16 protein-coding genes are annotated in these 21,784 nt (G+C 69.8%); 5 read left to right on the top strand and 11 right to left on the bottom strand.

The genetic code is table 11. From position 1 onward, the window contains the following. Window positions 1-269: 269 nt before the first annotated feature. From tkt to pgl, 5 genes are read left to right on the top strand one after another with little or no spacing between them, the layout of a single operon-like run. The gene (gene tkt, locus RKD20_RS33560) at window positions 270-2,357 is read left to right on the top strand and encodes a transketolase (protein ID WP_424880979.1); all 2,088 of its coding nucleotides are present in this window, start codon (window positions 270-272) and stop codon (window positions 2,355-2,357) included. A 33-nt stretch (window positions 2,358-2,390) separates the two neighbouring features. Next, window positions 2,391-3,509, top strand: coding sequence for a transaldolase (tal, locus tag RKD20_RS33555; RefSeq protein WP_424880978.1), 1,119 nt, complete (start codon window positions 2,391-2,393; stop codon window positions 3,507-3,509). Between the two features lie 4 nt (window positions 3,510-3,513). Beyond that, window positions 3,514-5,037 carry a glucose-6-phosphate dehydrogenase gene (gene zwf / locus RKD20_RS33550; RefSeq protein ID WP_424880977.1) on the top strand — a complete coding sequence of 508 codons (1,524 nt, stop codon included), beginning with the start codon at window positions 3,514-3,516 and terminating at the stop codon, window positions 5,035-5,037. Then, window positions 5,034-6,224 (top strand): glucose-6-phosphate dehydrogenase assembly protein OpcA, encoded by a 1,191-nt coding sequence (gene opcA, locus RKD20_RS33545; RefSeq protein ID WP_424880976.1) that lies wholly within the window; start codon window positions 5,034-5,036, stop codon window positions 6,222-6,224. Before zwf ends, opcA begins: the two co-directional genes overlap by 4 nt. Then, window positions 6,221-7,003 (top strand): 6-phosphogluconolactonase, encoded by a 783-nt coding sequence (gene pgl, locus RKD20_RS33540; RefSeq protein WP_424880975.1) that lies wholly within the window; start codon window positions 6,221-6,223, stop codon window positions 7,001-7,003. The genes opcA and pgl overlap by 4 nt, the downstream gene beginning before the upstream one ends. Before the next feature lie 62 nt (window positions 7,004-7,065). On the opposite strand, the gene pgi is transcribed toward pgl, so the two are convergent. The 11 genes from pgi to uvrC all read right to left on the bottom strand — a co-directional run bounded on the left by pgi (window position 7,066) and on the right by uvrC (window position 21,425). Next, window positions 7,066-8,721 carry a glucose-6-phosphate isomerase gene (gene pgi / locus RKD20_RS33535; protein WP_424880974.1) on the bottom strand — a complete coding sequence of 552 codons (1,656 nt, stop codon included), beginning with the start codon at window positions 8,719-8,721 and terminating at the stop codon, window positions 7,066-7,068. Between the two features lie 267 nt (window positions 8,722-8,988). Further along, window positions 8,989-9,324: an RNA polymerase-binding protein RbpA gene (locus RKD20_RS33530; protein WP_003957010.1), complete on the bottom strand. Its 336-nt coding sequence runs from the start codon at window positions 9,322-9,324 to the stop codon at window positions 8,989-8,991. Between the two features lie 214 nt (window positions 9,325-9,538). Beyond that, entirely contained in the window at window positions 9,539-9,769 is a 231-nt protein-coding gene (gene secG / locus RKD20_RS33525) for a preprotein translocase subunit SecG (RefSeq protein ID WP_020120079.1), read from the bottom strand. A 103-nt stretch (window positions 9,770-9,872) separates the two neighbouring features. Further along, window positions 9,873-10,649 (bottom strand): triose-phosphate isomerase, encoded by a 777-nt coding sequence (tpiA, locus tag RKD20_RS33520; RefSeq protein ID WP_424880973.1) that lies wholly within the window; start codon window positions 10,647-10,649, stop codon window positions 9,873-9,875. A 5-nt stretch (window positions 10,650-10,654) separates the two neighbouring features. Next, window positions 10,655-11,866, bottom strand: a complete 1,212-nt coding sequence (locus tag RKD20_RS33515) for a phosphoglycerate kinase (protein ID WP_424880972.1) — start codon at window positions 11,864-11,866, stop codon at window positions 10,655-10,657. A gap of 125 nt (window positions 11,867-11,991) precedes the next feature. Continuing rightward, window positions 11,992-13,002, bottom strand: a complete 1,011-nt coding sequence (gap, locus tag RKD20_RS33510) for a type I glyceraldehyde-3-phosphate dehydrogenase (RefSeq protein WP_424880971.1) — start codon at window positions 13,000-13,002, stop codon at window positions 11,992-11,994. A 214-nt stretch (window positions 13,003-13,216) separates the two neighbouring features. Continuing rightward, on the bottom strand, window positions 13,217-16,168 hold the full coding sequence (locus RKD20_RS33505) for a M14 family zinc carboxypeptidase (RefSeq protein ID WP_424880970.1): 2,952 nt from the start codon (window positions 16,166-16,168) through the stop codon (window positions 13,217-13,219). 145 nt (window positions 16,169-16,313) lie between these two features. Further along, entirely contained in the window at window positions 16,314-17,303 is a 990-nt protein-coding gene (gene whiA / locus RKD20_RS33500; RefSeq protein ID WP_403390931.1) for a DNA-binding protein WhiA, read from the bottom strand. Then, the gene (locus RKD20_RS33495) at window positions 17,294-18,361 is read right to left on the bottom strand and encodes a gluconeogenesis factor YvcK family protein (RefSeq protein WP_424880969.1); all 1,068 of its coding nucleotides are present in this window, start codon (window positions 18,359-18,361) and stop codon (window positions 17,294-17,296) included. Before RKD20_RS33495 ends, whiA begins: the two co-directional genes overlap by 10 nt. Then, window positions 18,358-19,317: an RNase adapter RapZ gene (rapZ, locus tag RKD20_RS33490; protein ID WP_424880968.1), complete on the bottom strand. Its 960-nt coding sequence runs from the start codon at window positions 19,315-19,317 to the stop codon at window positions 18,358-18,360. Before rapZ ends, RKD20_RS33495 begins: the two co-directional genes overlap by 4 nt. Then, window positions 19,314-21,425 carry an excinuclease ABC subunit UvrC gene (gene uvrC / locus RKD20_RS33485; RefSeq protein ID WP_424880967.1) on the bottom strand — a complete coding sequence of 704 codons (2,112 nt, stop codon included), beginning with the start codon at window positions 21,423-21,425 and terminating at the stop codon, window positions 19,314-19,316. The genes rapZ and uvrC overlap by 4 nt, the downstream gene beginning before the upstream one ends. Between the last annotated feature and the right edge of the window lie 359 nt (window positions 21,426-21,784).

The raw sequence follows: 21,784 nt of genomic DNA, 5'->3' as shown, positions 1-21,784 counted from the left end.
TACCCCGACCTTCGCGGGGGTCGGGTCGTGTCCGAGGACGCCCCCGGAAGAGCTCGGTCCCACTCGGTTGAGCACTCGGACGAGCGCTTGCGTATTCAGTTGCCAAGTGCGCTCCGGGCCAGTCGGGAGGCGGATGTCCGCTCGGCCCGGCAGTCTGGAATGACTCGAAAAAACGCACGTACTTGCGGGGGTAGGCTCGACAACGGCCGGGCGTCCCGTGCACCGGCATTTCGACATGCGTGACATGTGGAGAGGAGCCCTGACCCAGGGTGAGCACCAAGCCGACCACCACAGACCTCGAGTGGACCGAGTTGGACCAGCGGGCCGTCGACACCGCCCGCGTCCTGGCCGCCGACGCCGTACAGAAGGTCGGCAACGGCCATCCCGGTACGGCTATGAGCCTGGCTCCCGCCGCCTACACCCTCTTCCAGAAGGTGATGCGGCACGACCCGGCCGACCCCGACTGGGTCGGGCGCGACCGCTTCGTGCTGTCCGCCGGCCACTCGTCCCTGACCCTCTACACCCAGCTGTACCTGGCCGGTTTCGGCCTGGAGCTGGACGACCTGAAGTCCTTCCGCACCTGGGGCTCGAAGACCCCGGGCCACCCGGAGTACGGCCACACCAAGGGCGTGGAGACCACCACCGGCCCGCTCGGCCAGGGTGTCGCCAACGCGGTCGGCATGGCGATGGCCGCCCGCTACGAGCGCGGTCTGTTCGACCCGGAGGCCCCGCAGGGCGAGTCCCCGTTCGACCACTTCGTCTTCGCCATCGCCGGTGACGGCTGCCTCCAGGAGGGCATCTCCGCCGAGGCGTCCTCGATGGCCGGCCACCAGAAGCTCGGCAACCTGATCCTGCTGTGGGACGACAACCACATCTCGATCGAGGGCGACACCGAGACGGCCGTCTCCGAGGACACCCCCAAGCGGTACGAGGCGTACGGCTGGCATGTGCAGCGTGTCGAGCCGCAGGCCAACGGCGACCTCGACCCGGTCGCGATCTTCGATGCGATCCAGAAGGCCAAGGCGGTCACCGACCGGCCGTCCTTCATCGCGATGCGCTCGATCATCGCCTGGCCCGCCCCGAACGCCCAGAACACCGAGGCCGCCCACGGCTCGGCGCTCGGCGACGACGAGGTCGCGGCCACCAAGCGGGTGCTGGGCTTCGACCCGGAGCAGTCCTTCGAGGTGTCCGACGAGGTCATCGACCACACCCGGCAGGCGCTGGAGCGCGGCCGTCAGGCGAAGGCCGAGTGGGAGAAGTCCTTCCAGGAGTGGCGGAACAACAACCCCGAGCGCGCGGCCGAGTTCGACCGCATCGCCGCGGGTGAGCTGCCCAAGGACTGGGAGTCGGCGATCCCGGTCTTCGAGCCGGGCAAGGGTGTCGCGACCCGTGCCGCCTCCGGCAAGGTCCTCCAGGCCCTCGGCGCCGTGATCCCCGAGCTGTGGGGCGGCTCCGCCGACCTCGCGGGCTCGAACAACACGACGATCGACAAGACGAGTTCGTTCCTCCCGGCGGACAACCCGCTGCCGGAGGCGAACCCGTACGGCCGCACGATCCACTTCGGTATCCGCGAGCACTCCATGGCCGCGGAGATGAACGGCATCGCGCTGCACGGAAACACCCGCATCTACGGCGGTACGTTCCTCGTCTTCTCCGACTACATGCGCAACGCCGTCCGGCTCTCGGCGTTGATGCACCTGCCGGTGACGTACGTGTGGACGCACGACTCCATCGGTCTGGGCGAGGACGGCCCGACCCACCAGCCGGTCGAGCACCTGGCCTCGCTGCGCGCGATCCCCGGTCTGAACGTGGTCCGCCCGGCGGACGCCAACGAGACCGCGATCGCCTGGCGCGAGATCCTGCGGCGCTGGACCAAGGAGTTCGGCAAGGGCGCCCCGCACGGTCTGGCGCTGACCCGTCAGGGCGTGCCGACGTACGAGGGCAACGAGGACGCCGTCAAGGGCGGTTACGTCCTGTTCGAGGCCGAAGGCGGTGAGCCGGAGGTCATCCTCATCGCCACCGGTTCCGAGGTGCACGTGGCCGTGGAGGCGCGTGAGCAGCTCCAAGCCGACGGGGTGTCGACGCGCGTCGTCTCGATGCCGTGCGTGGAGTGGTTCGAGCAGCAGGACCAGGGGTACCGGGACAGCGTCCTGCCCCCGTCCGTGAGGGCCCGTGTCGCGGTCGAGGCGGGGATCGGTCTCACCTGGCACAAGTACGTGGGGGACGCCGGTCGCATCGTTTCCCTGGAGCACTTCGGTGCTTCTGCGGACGGCAAGCTCCTCTTCCAGGAGTTCGGCTTCACTGGCGAGAACGTGGCCGCCAAGGCGCGGGAATCTCTCGCCGCCGCCCAGCGCTGACGCTCACATACGACACGTAGGAGATGTAATTCCATGACAGACGCACTCAAGCGCCTCTCCGAGGAAGGCGTGGCGATCTGGCTGGACGACCTGTCGCGCAAGCGGATCACGTCCGGCAACCTCGCCGAGCTGATCGACCAGCAGCACGTCGTGGGCGTCACCACCAACCCCTCGATCTTCCAGAAGGCGATCTCCGAGGGCGACGGCTACGACCAGCAGCTCTCGGACCTTGCGTTCCGCAAGGTGTCCGTCGAAGAGGCCCTCCGCATGATCACGACGGCGGACGTCCGGGACGCCGCCGACATCCTGCGCCCGGTCTTCGACGCGACGGGCGGCCAGGACGGCCGGGTGTCGATCGAGGTCGACCCGCGACTGGCGCACAACCTCAAGGCGACCGTCGCCGAGGCCAAGCAGCTCGCCTGGCTCGTCGACCGCCCCAACACCCTCATCAAGATCCCGGCCACCCAGGCCGGCATCCCCGCGATCACCGAGGTCATCGGCCTCGGGATCAGCGTCAACGTCACGCTGATCTTCTCGCTGGACCGCTACCGCCTGGTCATGGACGCCTTCCTCGCCGGTCTGGAGAAGGCCAAGGAGCGGGGTCTGGACCTGTCGAAGATCCACTCCGTGGCGTCCTTCTTCGTGTCCCGTGTGGACACCGAGATCGACAAGCGCCTCGACGCGCTCGGCACCGACGAGGCCGCGGCCGCCCGCGGCAAGGCCGGCGTGGCCAACGCGCGCCTCGCCTACCAGGCGTACGAGGAGGTCTTCTCGGGCGAGCGCTGGTCGAAGCTGGAGAACGCCGGGGCGAACAAGCAGCGTCCGCTGTGGGCCTCGACCGGCGTCAAGGACCCGGCGTACAAGAAGACCATGTACGTCGAGGAACTGGTCGCGCCGAACACGGTGAACACCATGCCGGAGGCGACCCTGTTCGCCACCGAGGAGCAGGGCGAGATCCGCGGCAACACCATCGCCGGTACGTACGAGCAGGCCCGTGCCGAGCTCGACGCGCTGGAGAAGCTCGGCATCTCCTACGACGAGGTGGTCCAGCTCCTGGAGGACGAGGGCGTCGAGAAGTTCGAGGCGGCCTGGAACGACCTGCTCAAGTCGACCGAGGCGGAGCTTCAGCGCCTCGCCCCCTCGGAGGGCTGAACCCTTGTCGAGCAGCAACCCGCTGCGTGACCCCGCCGACCGACGGCTCCCGCGTATCGCGGGGCCGTCGGGCCTGGTCATCTTCGGCGTCACGGGCGATTTGTCACGAAAGAAGCTCATGCCCGCCGTGTACGACCTCGCGAACCGGGGTCTGTTGCCGCCGGGCTTCTCGCTGGTCGGCTTCGCACGGCGGGACTGGGAGCACGAGGACTTCGCGGAGGTCGTCCACGACGCCGTCAAGGAGCACGCCAGGACGCCGTTCCGCGAGGAGGTCTGGCAGCAGCTCATCCAGGGGATGCGCTTCGTCCAGGGCACCTTCGACGACGACGACTCGTTCGAGCGGCTGCGCGACACCATCGACGAACTGGACAAGGCCCAGGGCACCGGCGGCAACTTCGCCTTCTACCTGTCCGTGCCGCCGTCCGCCTTCCCGGTGGTCATCCAGCAGCTGAAGAAGCACCGGCTGGCCGACCAGTCGAGCGGCTCCTGGCGCCGCGCGGTCATCGAGAAGCCCTTCGGCCACAACCTCAAGTCGGCCGAGGAGCTCAACGCGACGGTCGAGGAGGTCTTCGCCCCGGACCAGGTCTTCCGCATCGACCACTACCTGGGCAAGGAGACCGTCCAGAACATCCTGGCGCTGCGCTTCGCCAACACGATGTTCGAGCCGATCTGGAACCGGTCCTTCGTGGACCACGTCCAGATCACGATGGCCGAGGACATCGGCATCGGCGGCCGGGCGGGCTACTACGACGGCATCGGCGCCGCCCGTGACGTCATCCAGAACCACCTGCTCCAGCTCCTGGCCCTCACGGCCATGGAGGAGCCGGCCTCCTTCGACGCGGACGCGCTGGCCGCCGAGAAGACCAAGGTGCTCGGCGCGGTGAAGCTGCCGAAGGACCTGGGCCGGGACACCGTGCGCGGACAGTACGCGGCGGGCTGGCAGGGCGGCGAGAAGGCGGTCGGCTACCTCCAGGAAGACGGCATCGACCCGCAGTCCAAGACCGACACGTACGCGGCCATCAAGGTGGAGATCGACAACCGCCGCTGGGCCGGGGTGCCGTTCTATCTGCGCACCGGCAAGCGCCTCGGGCGCCGGGTCACCGAGATCGCGGTGGTCTTCCAGCGGGCGCCGCACTCCCCCTTCGACACGACGGCCACCGAGGAGCTCGGCTCCAACGCGATCGTCATCCGCGTCCAGCCCGACGAGGGCGTCACCGTCCGCTTCGGCTCCAAGGTGCCGGGCACCTCGATGGAGATCCGGGACGTGTCCATGGACTTCGCCTACGGCGAGTCGTTCACGGAGTCCTCGCCCGAGGCGTACGAGCGCCTGATCCTCGACGTCCTGCTCGGCGACTCCAACCTCTTCCCCCGCACGGAGGAGGTCGAGCTGTCCTGGAAGATCCTCGACCCGATCGAGGAGTACTGGGACACGCACGGCAAGCCCGCCCAGTACCCCTCCGGTACCTGGGGCCCGGTCGAGGCGGACGACATGCTCGCACGAGAGGGACGGAGCTGGCGCCGGCCATGAAGACAGACCTCACCGACACCACCGCCAGCAAGATCAACAAGGCGCTGGTCAAGGCGCGCCGGGCCATCGGCACACCGGCCGTCGGCATGGTGCTCACCCTGGTCATCGTCACCGACGAGGAGAACGCCTACGACGCCCTCAAGGCCGCAGGCGACGCGTCCCGCGAGCACCCCTCGCGCACGCTGGTGGTCGTCAAGCGGGTGTCGCGCAGTCCCCGTGACCGCACCCAGTCCCGCCTCGACGCCGAGCTGCGGGTGGGCGCGGACGCGGGCACCGGAGAGACGGTGGTGCTGCGGCTGTACGGCGAGATCGTCGACCACGCCCAGTCGGTGGTCCTTCCGCTGCTGCTGCCGGACGCGCCCGTCGTCGTCTGGTGGCCGGTGGACGCGCCGCTCGACCCGGCCGGGGACCCGCTCGGGGCGCTCGCCCAGCGGCGGGTCACCGACACGTACTCCTCCGAGCAGCCGGTGCGTGAGCTGACGGCGCGCGCCGACACCTACACGCCGGGCGACACCGACCTCTCCTGGACCCGCATCACCCCGTGGCGTTCGATGCTGGCCGCCGCGCTCGACCAGGTCACCTGCGAGGTGGCGGCCGTCGAGGTGGAGGGCGAGGAGTTCAACCCGAGCTGCGAGCTGCTGGCGATGTGGCTGGCGGACCGGCTGGACGTGCCGGTGAAGCGGTCGCTGTCGAGCGGTCCGGGCCTCACGGCGGTACGCATGCACACGGACAGCGGTCCGATCGTGCTGGACCGTGCGGACGGCTCGCTCGCCACGCTCTCCATCCAGGGGCAGCCGGACCGTGCGGTGGCACTCAAGCGCCGGGACACGGCCGAGCTGATCGCGGAGGAGCTGCGCAGGCTGGACCCGGACGACACGTACGCCTCGGCGCTGCGCTTCGGGGTGGAACGGCTGAACCCCTCGGTGCCCTTTCCGCAACCGGGTCCCGACGCCAAAGGTGCCGGCACAGAAGGTGCCGACGCCAAAGGTGCCGACGCAGAGGGAGAATCCGTCAAAGGAGAACCCGTCTCCGGAGGACCGGCCGCAGTCTCCACCGAGCTCGCCGTCGAAGCCCCTGTCGAGAGCGCTGCGGAAACTGCCGGGGCGCAAGGGCCGCAAGGCTCGCCGTCGGCCTCACTGAAGCCGGTCCCCTCCGGCCTGTCCGGGAACGGGAAGGCGGCGAAGTGAGCACCCCGCAACTGGTCGTGCACCGCGACAAGGAGCTGATGGCCCAGGCCGCCGCGGCCCGTCTGATCACCAAGATCGTGGACGCGCAGGCCTCCCGGGGCTCGGCGTCCGTGGTCCTCACGGGCGGCCGCAACGGCAACGGTCTGCTGGCCGCCCTGGCCGCGGCGCCCGCCCGGGACGCCATCGACTGGGGCCGCCTGGAGCTGTGGTGGGGCGACGAGCGCTACCTGCCCGAGGGCGACCCGGAACGCAATGACACGCAGGCCCGCGAGGCCCTGCTCGACGCCGTACCCCTGGACCCGAAGCGCGTGCACTACATGCCCGCGTCGGACGGCCCCTACGAGGACGACGTCGAGGCCGCGGCGGCGGCCTACGCCGAGGAGCTGGCCCGTGCGGCAGGTCCCGAGAACCACGGCGCGGTCCCGACCTTCGACGTCCTGATGCTGGGCGTCGGCCCGGACACCCACGTGGCGTCCCTGTTCCCGGAGCTCCCCGCGGTACGGGAGACCGAGCGCACGGTCGTCGGTGTGCACGGGGCCCCGAAGCCCCCGCCCACCCGGGTGTCGTTGACCCTGCCCGCGATCCGCGCGGCCCGCGAGGTCTGGCTCCTCGCGGCCGGTGAGGACAAGGCGCAGGCCGCGGCGATCGCTCTGTCCGGCGCGGGCGAGATCCAGGCCCCGGCGGCGGGGGCCCGTGGCCGGGCCCGCACCCTGTGGCTGCTGGACTCGGCGGCGGCCTCCCAGCTGCCGCGGTCGCTGTATCCGCCGGCTTTGTCGTAACGCCGGTCCTGTGCACGGCAGTCGACGCCGGGTCTCTCGCAGGAGAGGCCCGGCGTCCGCGTTCACTGCCGTCCGCGCAACTCCCGGTACGTCGCCACCAGCGCCTTGGTCGAGGCGTCCAGGCCCGGTACCTCGGCGCCCTCGGTGAGCGCAGGTTCGACGCGCTTGGCGAGGACCTTGCCGAGCTCGACGCCCCACTGGTCGAAGGAGTCGATGTTCCAGACGGCGCCCTGGACGAACACCTTGTGCTCGTAGAGGGCGATGAGCTGGCCGAGGACGGACGGGGTGAGTTCCTTCGCGAGGATCGTGGTCGTCGGGTGGTTGCCCCGGAACGTCTTGTGCGGGACCAGGTCCTCGGCCACCCCCTCCGCCCGCACCTCGTCCGGCGTCTTGCCGAAGGCCAGTGCCTGGGTCTGGGCGAAGAAGTTCGCCATGAGCAGGTCGTGCTGGGCCTTGAGCCCGTCGGAGAGCTCGGCGACCGGCTCGGCGAAGCCGATGAAGTCCGCCGGGATCAGCTTGGTGCCCTGGTGGATGAGCTGGTAGTAGGCGTGCTGCCCGTTGGTGCCGGGCGTGCCCCACACCACCGGTCCGGTCTGCCACTCCACCGGATTGCCGTCCCGGTCCACCGACTTGCCGTTGGACTCCATGTCCAGCTGCTGCAAGTAGGCGGTGAACCTGGACAGGTAGTGGCTGTACGGCAGCACGGCATGGGACTGCGCGTCGTGGAAGTTGCCGTACCAGATGCCCAACAGGCCGAGCAGCAAGGGCACGTTGGACTCGGCCGGGGCGGTGCGGAAGTGCTCGTCGACGAGGTGGAAGCCGTCGAGCATCTCGCGGAAGCGGTCGGGCCCGATGGCGATCATCAGGGAGAGGCCGATCGCCGAGTCGAAGGAGTACCGGCCGCCGACCCAGTCCCAGAACTCGAACATGTTGGCCGTGTCGATGCCGAAGTCCGACACCTTTCCGGCATTGGTCGACAGGGCCACGAAATGCCGGGCGACGGCTTCCTCGCCGGCCTTCAGCTCGCTGAGCAACCACGCTCGGGCCGAGGTGGCGTTGGTGATCGTCTCGATGGTGGTGAAGGTCTTGGATGCGATGACGAACAGGGTCTCGGCGGCGTCCAGGTCGCGGACGGCCTCGTGCAGGTCGGCACCGTCGACGTTCGACACGAAGCGGACGGTGAGATCGCGGTCGGTGAAGCCGCGCAGCACCTCGTACGCCATCGCGGGACCCAGGTCGGAGCCGCCGATGCCGATGTTGACGACGTTCTTGATCCGCCTGCCGGTGTGGCCGGTCCACACCCCGGAGCGGACGCGGCCCGCGAAGTCGCTCATCCGGTCGAGCACCGCGTGTACGCCCGGGACGACGTTCTCCCCGTCGACCTCGATCACCGCGTCGCGCGGGGCGCGCAGAGCGGTGTGCAGCACCGCCCGGTCCTCGGTCGTGTTGATCCGCTCGCCCCGGAACATGGCGTCCCGCAGGCCGAAGACGTCGGTCACGGCGGCGAGTTCACGCAGCAGCCGCAGCGTCTCGTCGGTGACCAGGTGCTTGGAGTAGTCGACGTACAGGTCGCCGACCCGCAGTGTGTACCCGGTACCGCGCCCGGGATCGGCGGCGAACAGCTCCCTGAGCCGCAGCTCGCCGAGCTCCTCGCGGTGCTCGGCCAGCGCGGTCCATGCGGGCGTCCGGTTGAGCCTCGTACGGCCGTCTGCGTTCATGTCCGACTTCAGCCTTCTTTCGTGCCTGTCCCAGCGGTGCCAACCTAGTTGATCAACGCGGGGCGCGAGCCGTGACGGCGTCGGCGCCCGGCGCACCCACAGGTACGTGCGCGTGAGGCACGGGTATCAGCGAGACGACGAACAGCACGAAGAGGACGGCTGCGGGCAGGGCAGGCCGACACCGGCCGTGAAGGGGTACGGCGACCCCGCACGGCCGTGAAAACGGCTTCGGCCAGGTACCCCTCGGTACCCGGCCGGCTCTCGACGCTAGATCTCGCCCCGCAGTTTGGCGAGCGCCTCGGCGAGGATCGCCTCGCCGTCCGCGTCGCTGCGCCGCTCCCGTACATACGCGAGATGCGTCTTGTACGGCTCGGTGCGCGGCGGGTCCGGCGGGTTGTCCCGGTCCTGTCCGGCGGGAAAGCCGCAGCGCGGACAGTCCCAGGTGTCGGGGACCTGCGCGTCGCTGGCGAAGCTGGGCTGCGTCTCATGCCCGTTGGAGCACCAGAAGGAGATGCGCAGCCGGGGCGCGGACTCGCCCCGCTCGGCCTCGCCCATCGGCCCCGCCCCGACCCGGCTACCTCGGATCGCGTTGCCACTTGCCACGGTCGTAACTCCCTGCGTGATGGTGCCGCGAAGCGAGTCGGCGTTGTCGCTTCGTTGCGAGCGCCTCAGTCTACGTAAGGCCCAACGCGCGTCCAGTGATTGGAGTTACCGCCCCCACACCTAGACGCAAGCCCCATGATAGGCCGCGCTCAGGTGCGCGTACCGAACATGGGGCCTTACGTGCGGAATGTAGTGCTGTGTGGGGCGTGGCCGCTCAGCTGTTCGTCTTCATGAGAAGACCGAGCACGATGATGCACGCGAACCACAGCAGACCGACCACGATGGTGATCCGGTCGAGGTTGCGCTCGGCAACCGAGGAGCCACCGACGGACGACTGCATGCCGCCGCCGAACATGTCGGAGAGGCCGCCGCCCTTGCCCTTGTGCATCAGCACCAGCAGCATCATCAGCCCGCTGAAGACGATCAGGGCGATCGAGAACCCCATAACCACGGCTGGACCAACTCTCTCGGATTCGGATGAACGACGGGGGCACGGCCTTCAGGGCCATGCCCCCGCTAGGGTACGACGGATCGCCGCCAGGGCCTACTTACTGGTCCCGGAAGCGCACGATCTTGACGAACTCGTCGGCGTCCAGCGAGGCACCGCCGACCAGGGCGCCGTCGATGTCGGCCTGCGCCATGATCTCGGCGACGTTGCCGGCCTTGACGGAGCCGCCGTACTGGATGCGGACCTGGTCGGCCAGCTCCTGGGTGTACAGCTCGGCGATCTTGCCGCGGATGGCGGCGCAGACCTCCTGGGCGTCCTCGGCGCCGCATACCTTGCCGGTGCCGATGGCCCAGACGGGCTCGTAGGCGATGACGACGGACTCGGCCTGCTCGGCCGGGAGGTCCTTCAGGCCGCCCTCGACCTGGGCGAGGGTGTGGGTGACGTGGTTGCCCGCCTCGCGGACGTCCAGTTCCTCGCCGACGCACAGGATCGGGGTGAGGCCGTGCTTGTAGGCGGCCTTGACCTTGGCGTTGACGAGCTCGTCGGTCTCGGCGTGGTACTGGCGGCGCTCGGAGTGGCCGACCGCCACGTACGTGCACTTCAGCTTGGCCAGCATGGAGCCGGAGATCTCACCGGTGTAGGCGCCCGAGTCGTGCGCCGAGAGGTCCTGGGCGCCGTACTTGATCTTGAGCTTGTCGCCGTCGACCAGGGTCTGCACGGAGCGCAGGTCGGTGAAGGGCGGCAGGACGGCGACCTCGACGGCCTCGTAGTCCTTGTCGGCGAGTGCGAAGGCGAGCTTCTGGACGTGCGCGATGGCCTCGAGGTGGTTGAGGTTCATCTTCCAGTTGCCCGCCATGATCGGCGTGCGCGTGCTCATGTAGGTCAGTCCTCCAGTGCGGCAAGGCCGGGGAGCGTCTTGCCCTCGAGGTATTCGAGGGAGGCGCCGCCACCGGTCGAGATGTGGCCGAATGCGTTCTCGTCGAAGCCCAGGATCCGGACGGCCGCGGCGGAGTCGCCACCACCGACGACCGTGAAGGCCGAGGAGTCGAGGAGAGCCTGGGCGACCGCCTTGGTGCCCTCGGCGAACTCGGGGTGCTCGAAGACGCCCATCGGACCGTTCCAGAAGACGGTGGCGGCGTCGGTGATCTTCGAGGCGTACAGCTTGCCGGACGCCGGGCCGATGTCCAGGCCCATCCGGTCGGCCGGGATGGCGTCGGCGGCGACGGTGGTGGCGTCGGCCGGGGCCTTGGTCTTCAGGTCCGGGAACGCGGGCGCGACCACGGCGTCGACCGGCAGGACCAGCTCGACGCCGGTCTTCTCGGCGCGCTCGATGTACTCCAGGACCGCCGGGATCTGGTCCTCCTGGAGGAGGGAGGCGCCGACCTCGTGACCCTTGGCCTTGAGGAAGGTGAAGGCCATGCCGCCGCCGATGAGGATGCGGTCGGCCTTGCCGAGCAGCTGGTCGATGACGGCGAGCTTGTCGGAGACCTTGGCGCCGCCGAGCACGACCACGTAGGGCCGCTTGACCTCGTCGGTGAGCTTCTTCAGGACGCCGACCTCGGTGGCGATGAGGTAGCCGGCGTAGTGCGGCAGCCGGGCCGGGAGGTCGAAGACCGAGGCGTGCTTGCGGTGCACCGCGCCGAAGCCGTCCCCGACGTACGCGTCCGCGAGGGCGGCCAGCTGGTCGGCGAACTCGCCGCGCTCGGTCTCGTCCTTGGACGTCTCGCCGGCGTTGAAGCGCAGGTTCTCGATGACGGCGACCTGGCCGGGCTGCAGGCCGTTCACGGCGTCGTGGGCGGCGGGGCCGACCGTGTCCTGGGCGAACGCGACCGGGGCGCCGAGGAGTTCGGCGAGCCGCTCGGCGGCGGGAAGCAGGGAGAAGGCCGAGTCCGGGGCGCCCTTGGGACGGCCCAGGTGCGAGGCCACGACCACCTTGGCGCCCGCGTCCGCGAGGGCCTTGACGGTGGGCAGGACGGCGCGGATGCGGCCGTCGTCGGTGATGAGGCCGTCGGCGAGCGGCACGTTGAGGTCGGCGCGGACGAAGACCCGCTTGCCGTCCACGCCTTCGGCGAGAAGTTCGTCGATCGTCTTCATGAGGGAACTCCTGGTGAGGGTGCTCTGATCGTACGAGAGCTGATCCGAACGTGAGTCAGGGCCCGGACGGCGCGTCCCTGCGCCGCCCGAGCCCTGCTCTCACATCAAAGTGCCTGCTCTGTGGATCAGAGCTGGTTGCCGACGAAGACCGTGAGGTCGACGAGGCGGTTGGAGTAGCCCCACTCGTTGTCGTACCAGCCGAGGATCTTCACCGTGTTGCCCTCCTGGACCATGGTCAGGGAGGAGTCGAAGGTGCAGGACGACGGGTCGCCGACGATGTCCGAGGAGACGATCGGGTCCTCGGTGTACGTCAGGAAGCCCTTGAGGTCGCCGTCGTCGGAGGCCTTCTTGAACGCGGCGTTGACCTCGTCCTTGGTGACCTCGCGCTGCAGCGTCACGACCAGGTCGGTGGCCGAGCCGGTCGGGACCGGGACGCGCATCGCGATGCCGTCCAGCTTGCCCTTGAGCTGCGGGAGCACCAGCGCGGTGGCCTTCGCGGCACCCGTGGTGGTCGGGATGATGTTCTCGGCGGCGGCGCGGGCGCGGCGCAGGTCCGAGTGCGGGAAGTCCAGGATCCGCTGGTCGTTCGTGTACGCGTGGACCGTCGTCATCAGGCCCTTGACGATGCCGAAGTTCTCGTCCAGAACCTTGGCCATCGGCGCCACACAGTTGGTGGTGCAGGAGGCGTTGGAGATGACGTGGTGGTTGACCGCGTCGTACTTGTCCTGGTTGACGCCCATCACGATGGTGATGTCCTCGTCCTTGGCCGGAGCCGAGATGAGGACCTTCTTGGCGCCGCCGGCGATGTGCTTCTCGGCGTCGGCCTTCTTCGTGAAGATGCCGGTCGACTCGATGACGATGTCGACGCCGAGCTCACCCCACGGGATGTCGGCGGGGTTGCGCTCGGACAGCACCTTGATGGTGTGGCCGTCGACGGTGATCGTGTCGGCGGTGTGCGACACCTCCGCCTTCAGGCGACCCAGGATGGTGTCGTACTTGAGCAGGTGAGCGGTGGTCGCGGTGTCACCCAGGTCGTTGACAGCCACGATCTCGATGTCAGCACCCTGCTCCAGCAGCGCGCGGAAGTAGTTACGACCGATGCGGCCAAAGCCGTTGATGCCTACGCGGATCGTCACGAAACCGATCTCCTCGTTGGTACGCCGGGTTCGACTCCGGCGAGCTGTATGGGATGTCCCCGACCACCCCCGACCCTACCTCCCTGAGGCTTTCGGAGTGACATCGAGATGCCCCATACACGGCAGTGCGGTCCGTACCCGCCAGTAGGGGTACGGACCGCCCCGGACCGAAAGCTCCGGTCACCCGGAATGACTGCACCGAGTCACGTCGGCTTCACCCACCGATGGCGGCGAGCGCCTTTCCGACGAGGGCCGTGCGGTCGGCCGCCGCGGTGACGTGCTCCAGGCCGAAGCCCAGCAGCACGGTGTCGTCCGTGGTGACCGCGCCGTACGTCTTGAACAGCTCTCCGGCGCGCCCCCAGTCCGTCACGACCGCGGGGCTGCCCGCGGGCGGCCCGGGCACGGTCCACGCGCCGAGCGAGGTCTCGAAGCCCTCGGTGTCCACGGCCTGGCCGCCGACGACGACTGAGGTGTTGTCGAGGAGCACACCGCGCCCGCCGGAACCGGGGTCGGTGATGTAGCTGAAGGACACCTCGACCTTCTTGCCCGCGTACGCGGAGAGGTCGAAGGAGACCTCCTGCCAGCCCGCCGACGATCCGGTGAGGCTGTTCCACTGGCCGCTGGTGCCGGAGGCCGTGCAGCCGCCGGTGCCCTGGGTCAGATACCGCTTGAGCGCGGGGTGGGCCGCGATGAAGAACCCGGCCTCGCACTCGGCGGGCACGACGGTGCTGGTGGCGCCGTTCTTCTCGGGGAGCGTGGTCCAGTCCTCGGCCCCTGCGGTGTGCGCCTCCAGGACGGCGTGATCGTAGCCCTCCTCGGTGTCCCACAGCATCCGGGTGCGCAGGGTGGGTGTCTGCGCGGCGGTGACCTGGGTGAGGTCGATGGTGCGGGTGAGGCGGTTCCAGGCGTAGTCGCTGTGCGTGACGGCCGCCATGGAGGCGCCCTCGTACGGTCCGTACGGGTTGGGCGTGCCGGGGTAGGTGCCGGCTCCCGCGCTCGCGAACTGCGGGAAGGTCGCCGCGGGCAGGTTGTCCGAGGTGACGCTGAAGGACCCGGCCGCGTCCAGCGGGTTGCCGGGGGCGGCGCCGAGGGTTCCGGAGGCCCCGGAGAGCTTGCCGGTGCCCTGGAAGGCCGTCGCGCCCGGCAGGGTCGTACGGGTGTAGGCGCCCAGGTAGTACTGGCTGAAGTCGTTCGACAGGGTGCCGCCGCCCAGGTCGACGCTGCCGCCGGCCCGCTCGCCCGCCTCGATCAGCTTGCCGCCCTCGTTCAGGAAGGCGCGCAGCTGGAGCTGGGTGGGGTTGCCCGGGACGGTCGCGCCCGTGTAGTGGACGACCGACTTGAAGTGGTCCAGGACCCCGAGCGCGTCGGGCGCGCCCTGCGTGGCGACGTTCCAGACGATCGCCTTGCGTCCGGCCGCCTTCAGCGCGTCCACGTACGTCTGCGCCTGTGTGGCGGTCGCGCCCTCCTCGGCGACCACGAGCACGTCCGCCCGCGGCCGCTCGGCCACGGTGTAGGTGAAGTGCGTGCTGGAGGTGGGTTTTCCGCTCTTTGGCCGGCCGGTGAACCAGACCTCGACCTTGTCGCCCGGGTCGGCGTCCTCGACCTTGGCCCGGTACTCGTCGAAGTAGAGGTTGTCGTCACCGCCGTACGTCTCGCCGCCCTTCCACGCCCTGAGCGTCTCGTCCTGCGTACGGCCGCCGTTGACGCGGTACTTGAGCTCCTTGTCGCGCAGGGCCTTGCGTACGACGACGGAGACCTCCTGGTCCGCGCCGCGCGCGTAGGAGGTGGTGAACGTCTTCGGGGTGAAGTCGGCTGCCTTCAGGCCGAGCGAGGACTTCGGCTGGTCGGGCCTGGCAGCGGACTCGGCGACAGAGAGCGCGAAGGGGATGTTCTTCTCGAACTCCTGCTGGATCAGCTTCTCGTCGTCCGGGAAGTTGAAGACCGACTGGCAGTCGGCCGCGTTCCACTGGTCGTTCGGGTCGAGGCCCGAGGCGGTCTGGCAGGTCGACATCTCGGGGGTGAACATCGCCAGCCCGTTGACGTTCGACGCGTGGCCGTCCGCCTCGCCGTTGGTGGTGTACAGCTCCGAGGAGACCTGCGGACGGTAGCCGGGGATCGCCGAGTTGTCCGGGGTGCCGGCGAGCGCCTTGTACATGACGTCGTCGGGCGTGTCGGTGGCCACCTGCCAGCCGACTCCGTAGAGGAGCAGCTCGGCGGCGGAGTGGTAGTTGATCCCGTACGTGAAGCCGATGCGCTTCTCGAAGGCGTCCAGGGCCTTGGTCTCGGGCTCCGAGGACGGGGCCGCGCCGCGGTAGGTCTCGCTGGTGGGGTTGGGGGACGAACCCTCGTTGTCGTAGCCCCACTTGTAGGAGAAGTTGCGGTTCAGGTCGACGCCGTCGCCGACGCCTATGGTGCCGTCGCTGTTGTTGTCGCGCAGGTTCTTGCGCCACAGGCGGTTGTCGGCGTTCTGGAAGGTGTAGTCGTAGCCGTCGGGGTTGGCCGACAGGACGAACCACAGCTCCGTGGAGTCGACGATCTTCTTGAGGCGCTTGTCGGTCTTGTAACCGTCCACGTAGTAGTGGAGCAGCCGCCTGGTCATCTCCGGCGTGATCCACTCGCGCGCGTGCTGGTTGGACATGTAGAGGACGGAGGGCTTGGCGCCGTCCTTGGACTTCTTCGCGTTCTTGGTCAGTTTGAGCGCGAGGATGTCCTTGCCGTTCACCGTCCTGCCGATGGAGACGACCTTGGTGAGCCCGGGGTTGGCCCGGGCGGTCGCGAGGATCTCCTCCTGGAGGCCGCCGCTTCCGCTGTACGGCCGGAACACGCCCTCGGCCGCCTTGTCCACGCGGGCCTCGGCCTTGGCGGTCAGGGTGTGCTCGGTGAGTTCGACGCCCTGCTTCTCGAGCTTTCGGGCCTCCTGGTCGGTCAGGTAGACCTCGATGGTCGCGGTGCCCTTCGCGGGCACCTGCTCGCTCAGTTCGTGGCCGTCCTGCCCGGCCGCCAGCAGCAGGGGTACCTGCCGGCTGGTGACCTCGGCGCGGAAGACCTTGACTTCGTTCGGATCAGGAGAAGCTGCGCCCTGCGCGGCATGGGCGACGGGCGCGAGGCCCGCGCCGCCGAGCAGGAGTGCGCCAACAGCGAGGATCGGTCTCGCTCTTCGTCTCATGAGCCCCCCTTGCGGTGGTCCGCCACAGCAGCGAACAGATGCCAGGCTCATGACAGTTCATGATCCAGTCAAGGGTGCCTCACGGATGCGCAAACGCCGGTGCCGACACCCAAGTGGGCGTCGGCACCGGCGTGCTGAGGGACGGTCAGCCGACCAGGTTGTCGGCCATCTCCTCCGTGATGCTGGACTCCGTGCCCGGAATGCCGAGATCGGAGGCGCGCTTGTCGGCCATGGCCAGCAGCCGGCGGATCCGGCCGGCGACGGCGTCCTTGGTCAGCGGCGGGTCGGCGAGCGCGCCCAACTCCTCCAGGGAGGCCTGCTTGTGGTCCATCCGCAGGCGCCCTGCGGCCGCGAGATGCTCGGGCACGTCGTCGGCGAGGATCTCCAGGGCTCGCTGGACCCGCGCTCCTGCGGCGACGGCCGCGCGCGCGGAGCGGCGCAGGTTGGCGTCGTCGAAGTTGGCGAGCCGGTTCGCCGTGGCCCGCACCTCGCGGCGCATCCGGCGCTCCTCCCAGGCGAGCACCGACTCGTGGGCACCCAGACGAGTGAGCAGCGCACCGATCGCGTCACCGTCCCGGACGACCACGCGGTCCACACCGCGGACCTCACGGGCCTTGGCGGCGATCGAGAGCCGGCGGGCGGCACCGACCAGCGCGAGCGCGGCCTCAGGGCCCGGGCAGGTCACCTCCAGGGAGGAGGAGCGGCCGGGCTCGGTGAGCGAGCCGTGTGCCAGAAAGGCCCCGCGCCAGGCGGCCTCGGCGTCACAGGTGGCGCCCGAGACGACCTGCGGGGGCAGGCCCCGGATCGGTCGGCCGCGGCCGTCGACCAGGCCGGTCTGGCGGGCCAGCTGGTCACCGCCGGCGACCACCCGGACGACGTAACGCGAACCGCGGCGCAGCCCGCCCGGTGCCATCACGATCAGTTCGGAGCTGTGGCCGAAGATCTCCAGGATGTCCCGCTTGAGTCTGCGGGCCGCCATCGCGGTGTCCAGCTCCGCCTCGATCACAATGCGCCCGCTCACCAGGTGAAGGCCGCCGGCGAACCGCAGCACAGCGGAGACCTCCGCCTTTCTGCAGCAGGTCCGGGTGACGGGGAGCCGGGAGATCTCGTCCTTCACCGCTGCCGTCATCGCCATGGGCCGATCCTTCCATGCATCCGAAAAATACGGTCGTACGCGGCGGCCAACAGCTCCGGGTCGTGCCTCGGGGTTCCGTCGGGCCGGGCCACCGGCGCCAGCTCGACCGCGGCGCCGAACCGCTTGGCGGCATCGGTCAGCGAATCGCGGTCGGGCACGGCGGCCTGGTCGGCCAGCACCACGTCCAGGGCGAGTTTAGGGGCGTGTCGTCCCAAAACCTCCAAATGACGCTGCGGGGAGAAGCCATCGGTTTCTCCCGGCTGCGGTGCGAGGTTCAGGGAGAGTACCCGGCGCGCCTTCGTCTGGGTGAGCGCGTCCAGGAGTTCGGGCACCAGCAGGTGCGGGATGACCGAGGAGAACCAGGAGCCGGGGCCGAGGACCACCCAGTCCGCGTCCCGGACGGCCTCGACCGCCTCGGGGACCGCGGGCGGGTCGTGCGGCACCACGTGCACGGACTGCACCTCGCCCGGGGTCAGGGCCACGGTCGCCTGTCCCCGCACGGTGTCCACGTCCTCGGGCCGCTCCGGATCGTGCCCCTTGACCAGGGCCTGGAGCTCCAGGGGTACGGCGGACATGGGCAGCACGCGCCCGTGCGCGCCCAGCAGCCTGCCGACCAGGTCGAGGGCCTGGACATGGTCGCCGAGCTGCTCCCACAGGGCGACGATCAGCAGATTGCCGACCGCGTGTTCGTGCAGGTCGCCCTTGGACTGGAAGCGGTGCTGGATGACCCGGGCCCAGGTCTGGCCCCAGTCGTCGTCGCCGCACAGCGCGGCCAGCGCCTTGCGCAGGTCACCGGGCGGCAGCACGCCCAGTTCGTCGCGCAGGCGCCCGCTGGAGCCGCCGTCGTCGGCCACGGTGACGACGGCGGTGAGGTCGCCGGTGATCCGGCGCAGGGCGGCGAGCGAGGCGGACAGGCCCATGCCGCCGCCGAGCGCGACCACCTTGGGCTGGGCACCGCGGCGGCGCGGTTTGGCGCCTCGGGCCTCGACGGGACGGCTCACGCGCCCCTCCGGGACCGCCCGGCGCAGCCTGCTCAGCCGGGAAGAACGTGCTGTCATTCCCGTCCCATGTCCCGGTGTACGACCACCGTCTCCACGCCCTCGGCCGCGAGGCGCGCGGCGAGCTTCTCCGACGTCGCCACCGAGCGGTGCTTGCCGCCGGTGCAGCCGATCGCGATGGTCACGTACCGCTTGCCCTCACGGCGGTAGCCGGCCGCGACGAGGCGCAGCAGCTCGGCGTAGCGGTCGAGGAACTCCTTGGCACCGGGCTGGTTGAAGATGTACGCCGACACCTCCTCGTTGAGGCCGGTGAAGGGGCGCAGTTCCGGGACCCAGTGCGGGTTGGGCAGGAACCGCATGTCCGCGACCAGGTCGGCGTCGACCGGGAGGCCGTACTTGAAGCCGAAGGACATGACGGTGGCGCGGAGCTCGGGCTCCTCCTCGCCGGCGAACTGGGCGTCCATCTTGGCGCGCAGCTCGTGGACGTTGAGGCTGGAGGTGTCGATGACCAGGTCGGCGTCGCCGCGCAGCTCGCGCAGCAGCTCGCGCTCGGCGGCGATGCCGTCGACGATACGGCCGTCGCCCTGCAGGGGGTGCGGGCGGCGCACGGACTCGAAGCGGCGCACCAGGGCCTCGTCGGAGGACTCCAGGAAGACGATCCGCCGCGTGACGTGCTTGGCCGCCAGGTCGGCGAGGGACTCGCGGAGGTTGTCGAAGAAGCGCCGGCCTCGGACGTCGACGACCACCGCGATCCGGGCGACATTGCCCTGCGAGCGGGCGCCGAGCTCCACCATGGTGGGGATCAGCGCGGGCGGGAGGTTGTCGACGACGAACCAGCCGAGGTCCTCCAGGCACTTCGCGGCGGTCGAGCGGCCGGCACCGGACATGCCGGAGATGATCACCAGTTCGGGGATGGCCGCCTCCGGGACTCCGCCCGCGTCGAGGCTCGCGCCCGTGCCCACCTGTGCGTCGTCTCCGCTCTGGTCCTGTCGTTCTTCGTGCTCGTTCACGTTCATGTCTCCTGCCCCCGTCGTTCGTCCGGGGCGCCCGCCGTCACGGGGTCCCCACCGGAACCCGTGGTGCCGGGTTCCTCCTCATCCATGATCTCTCCAGTCGCCGTGTTCACGGCGGGCGCGGCCGGGGCCGCCTGGGCGAGGGCCACGGCGATCGTCTCGGCCGTCTTGCGGCCTATGCCGGGGACCTCGCAGATCTGGTCGATGGTGGCGGATCGTAGTTTCTTCAGGGACCCGAAATGTTTCAGCAGGGCCTGCTTGCGCGTGTCCCCGAGCCCGGCGACGTCGTCGAGCGGGCTCGACCGGAAACGCTGGGCACGCTTGGTGCGCTGGTAAGTGATCGCGAAGCGGTGGGCCTCGTCACGGACCCGCTGGAGAAGGTACAGGCCTTCACTGGTGCGGGGTAGCACGACCGGGTCCTCGTCGTCCGGCAGCCAGACCTCCTCCAGTCGCTTGGCGAGACCGCAGACGGCGATGTCGTCGATGCCCAGCTCGTCCAGAGCCCTCTTGGCGGCGGCCACCTGGGGCTGTCCGCCGTCGACGACGACCAGCTGGGGCGGGTAGGCGAACTTCTTGGGGCGGCCGTCGTCGTCCTTGAGGCCGTTCTCGGAGGCGTCCTGGGGGCCGGTCCCGGAGACGGCCGGGATGTCGTTGCCGGAGGCGTCCTTCAGATCAGCCTGGGAGGCGTCGTCCACCCACTCCCCCGTCTTCTCCTTCTCGGCCAGGTACCGCTTGAACCGGCGGGAGATCACCTCGTGCATGGACCGGACGTCGTCCTGGCCGGCGAAGCCCTTGATCTGGAAGCGGCGGTACTCGCTCTTGCGCTGGAGCCCGTCCTCGAAGACGACCATGGACGCGACCACGTCGTCGCCCTGGAGGTGGGAGATGTCGTAGCACTCGATCCTGAGCGGGGCGCTGTCGAGGTCGAGGGCCTCGGCGATCTCCTCCAGGGCACGCGAGCGCGTGGTCAGGTCGGAGGCGCGCTTGGTCTTGTGCAGGGCGAGCGCCTGGAGGGCGTTGCGCTGCACGGTCTCCATGAGGGCCTTCTTGTCGCCGCGCTGCGGGATGCGCAGGGAGACACCCGAGCCGCGGCGCTCGGCGAGCCACTCCTGGACCGGCTCGACCGGCTCGGGCAGCGCGGGGACGAGGACCTCCTTGGGCACCGAGTCGCCCCTCTCCTCGCCGTAGAGCTGCTGAAGGGCGTGCTCGACGAGGGCGCCGGTGGTGATCTCCTCGACCTTGTCGGTGACCCAGCCACGCTGGCCGCGCACGCGTCCGCCGCGCACGTGGAAGATCTGGACGGCGGCCTCCAGCTCGTCCTCGGCGACCGCGATCAGGTCGGCGTCGGTCGCGTCGGCGAGCACGACGGCGCTCTTCTCCATGGCCTTCTTCAGGGCCCCTATGTCGTCGCGCAGGCGGGCCGCCCGCTCGTACTCCATCTCCTCGGCCGCGTCCGTCATCTGCTTCTCCAGACGGCGGATGTAGGTGCCGGTGCGGCCGGCCATGAAGTCGCAGAACTCCTCGGCCAGATCGCGGTGTTCGTCGGCCGAGACGCGGTCGACGCAGGGCGCCGAGCACTTGCCGATGTAGCCGAGGAGGCAGGGGCGGCCGGTGCGGGCGGCGTTCTTGAAGACGCCGGCGGAGCAGGTGCGGACGGGGAAGACGCGCAGGAGGAGGTCGACGGTGTCGCGGATCGCCCACGCGTGCCCGTACGGCCCGAAGTACCGCACTCCCTTGCGTTTGTGGCCGCGCATCACCTGCACGCGCGGGAACTCCTCGTTCATCGTCACCGCGAGGTACGGGTAGCTCTTGTCGTCGCGGTACTTGACGTTGAACCGGGGGTCGTACTCCTTGATCCAGGAGTACTCCAGCTGCAGGGCCTCGACCTCCGTGGACACCACCGTCCACTCCACGGACGCGGCCGTGGTCACCATGGTGCGGGTGCGGGGGTGCAGGCTCGCCAGGTCCTGGAAGTAGTTCGCCAGGCGCTGACGAAGGCTTTTCGCCTTTCCGACGTAGATCACCCGGCGGTGCTCGTCACGGAACCTGTACACCCCGGGTGTGTCCGGGATCTCCCCTGGTTTGGGGCGGTAGCTGGAGGGGTCGGCCATGTCTCACACCCTACTGGCGAGGGCTGACACTCCGGTGAGCCTGTGGACAACGACCGGGGTCCGTCCGGCGGATCGGGAGCGGTGAGTGAGCTTGCTGGACGGGTTGGGGGTCAGTGGCCTGGGTGTGCGTCCGGCCCGGGCGGGTCCTCAACGTCGGGGCGCAGGCCTGCCGGGGCAGCGTCTGCGGGCCCGCCTCCGATGGATGCGGTCGCGTACTTCCTGGCCGGTGGCATACCGGCGCCGCGCATCCGCGAGCCGGGAGAGCAGGAGGCGGCCCGTGGGCCGGGCGCCCTGGCCGAAGCCTTCGGCGCCGCTCGCGCCCGGCTCGCGGGGCAGCTGTCGGCCGTGCCATCGGCAGG

Source organism: Streptomyces sp. SLBN-8D4, from assembly GCF_049739545.1.
Classification (GTDB): Bacteria; Actinomycetota; Actinomycetes; order Streptomycetales; family Streptomycetaceae; genus Streptomyces; species Streptomyces canus_C.
The sequence above is the reverse complement of the archived record's forward strand: the minus strand, read 5'-3'. Positions and strand labels throughout refer to the sequence as shown.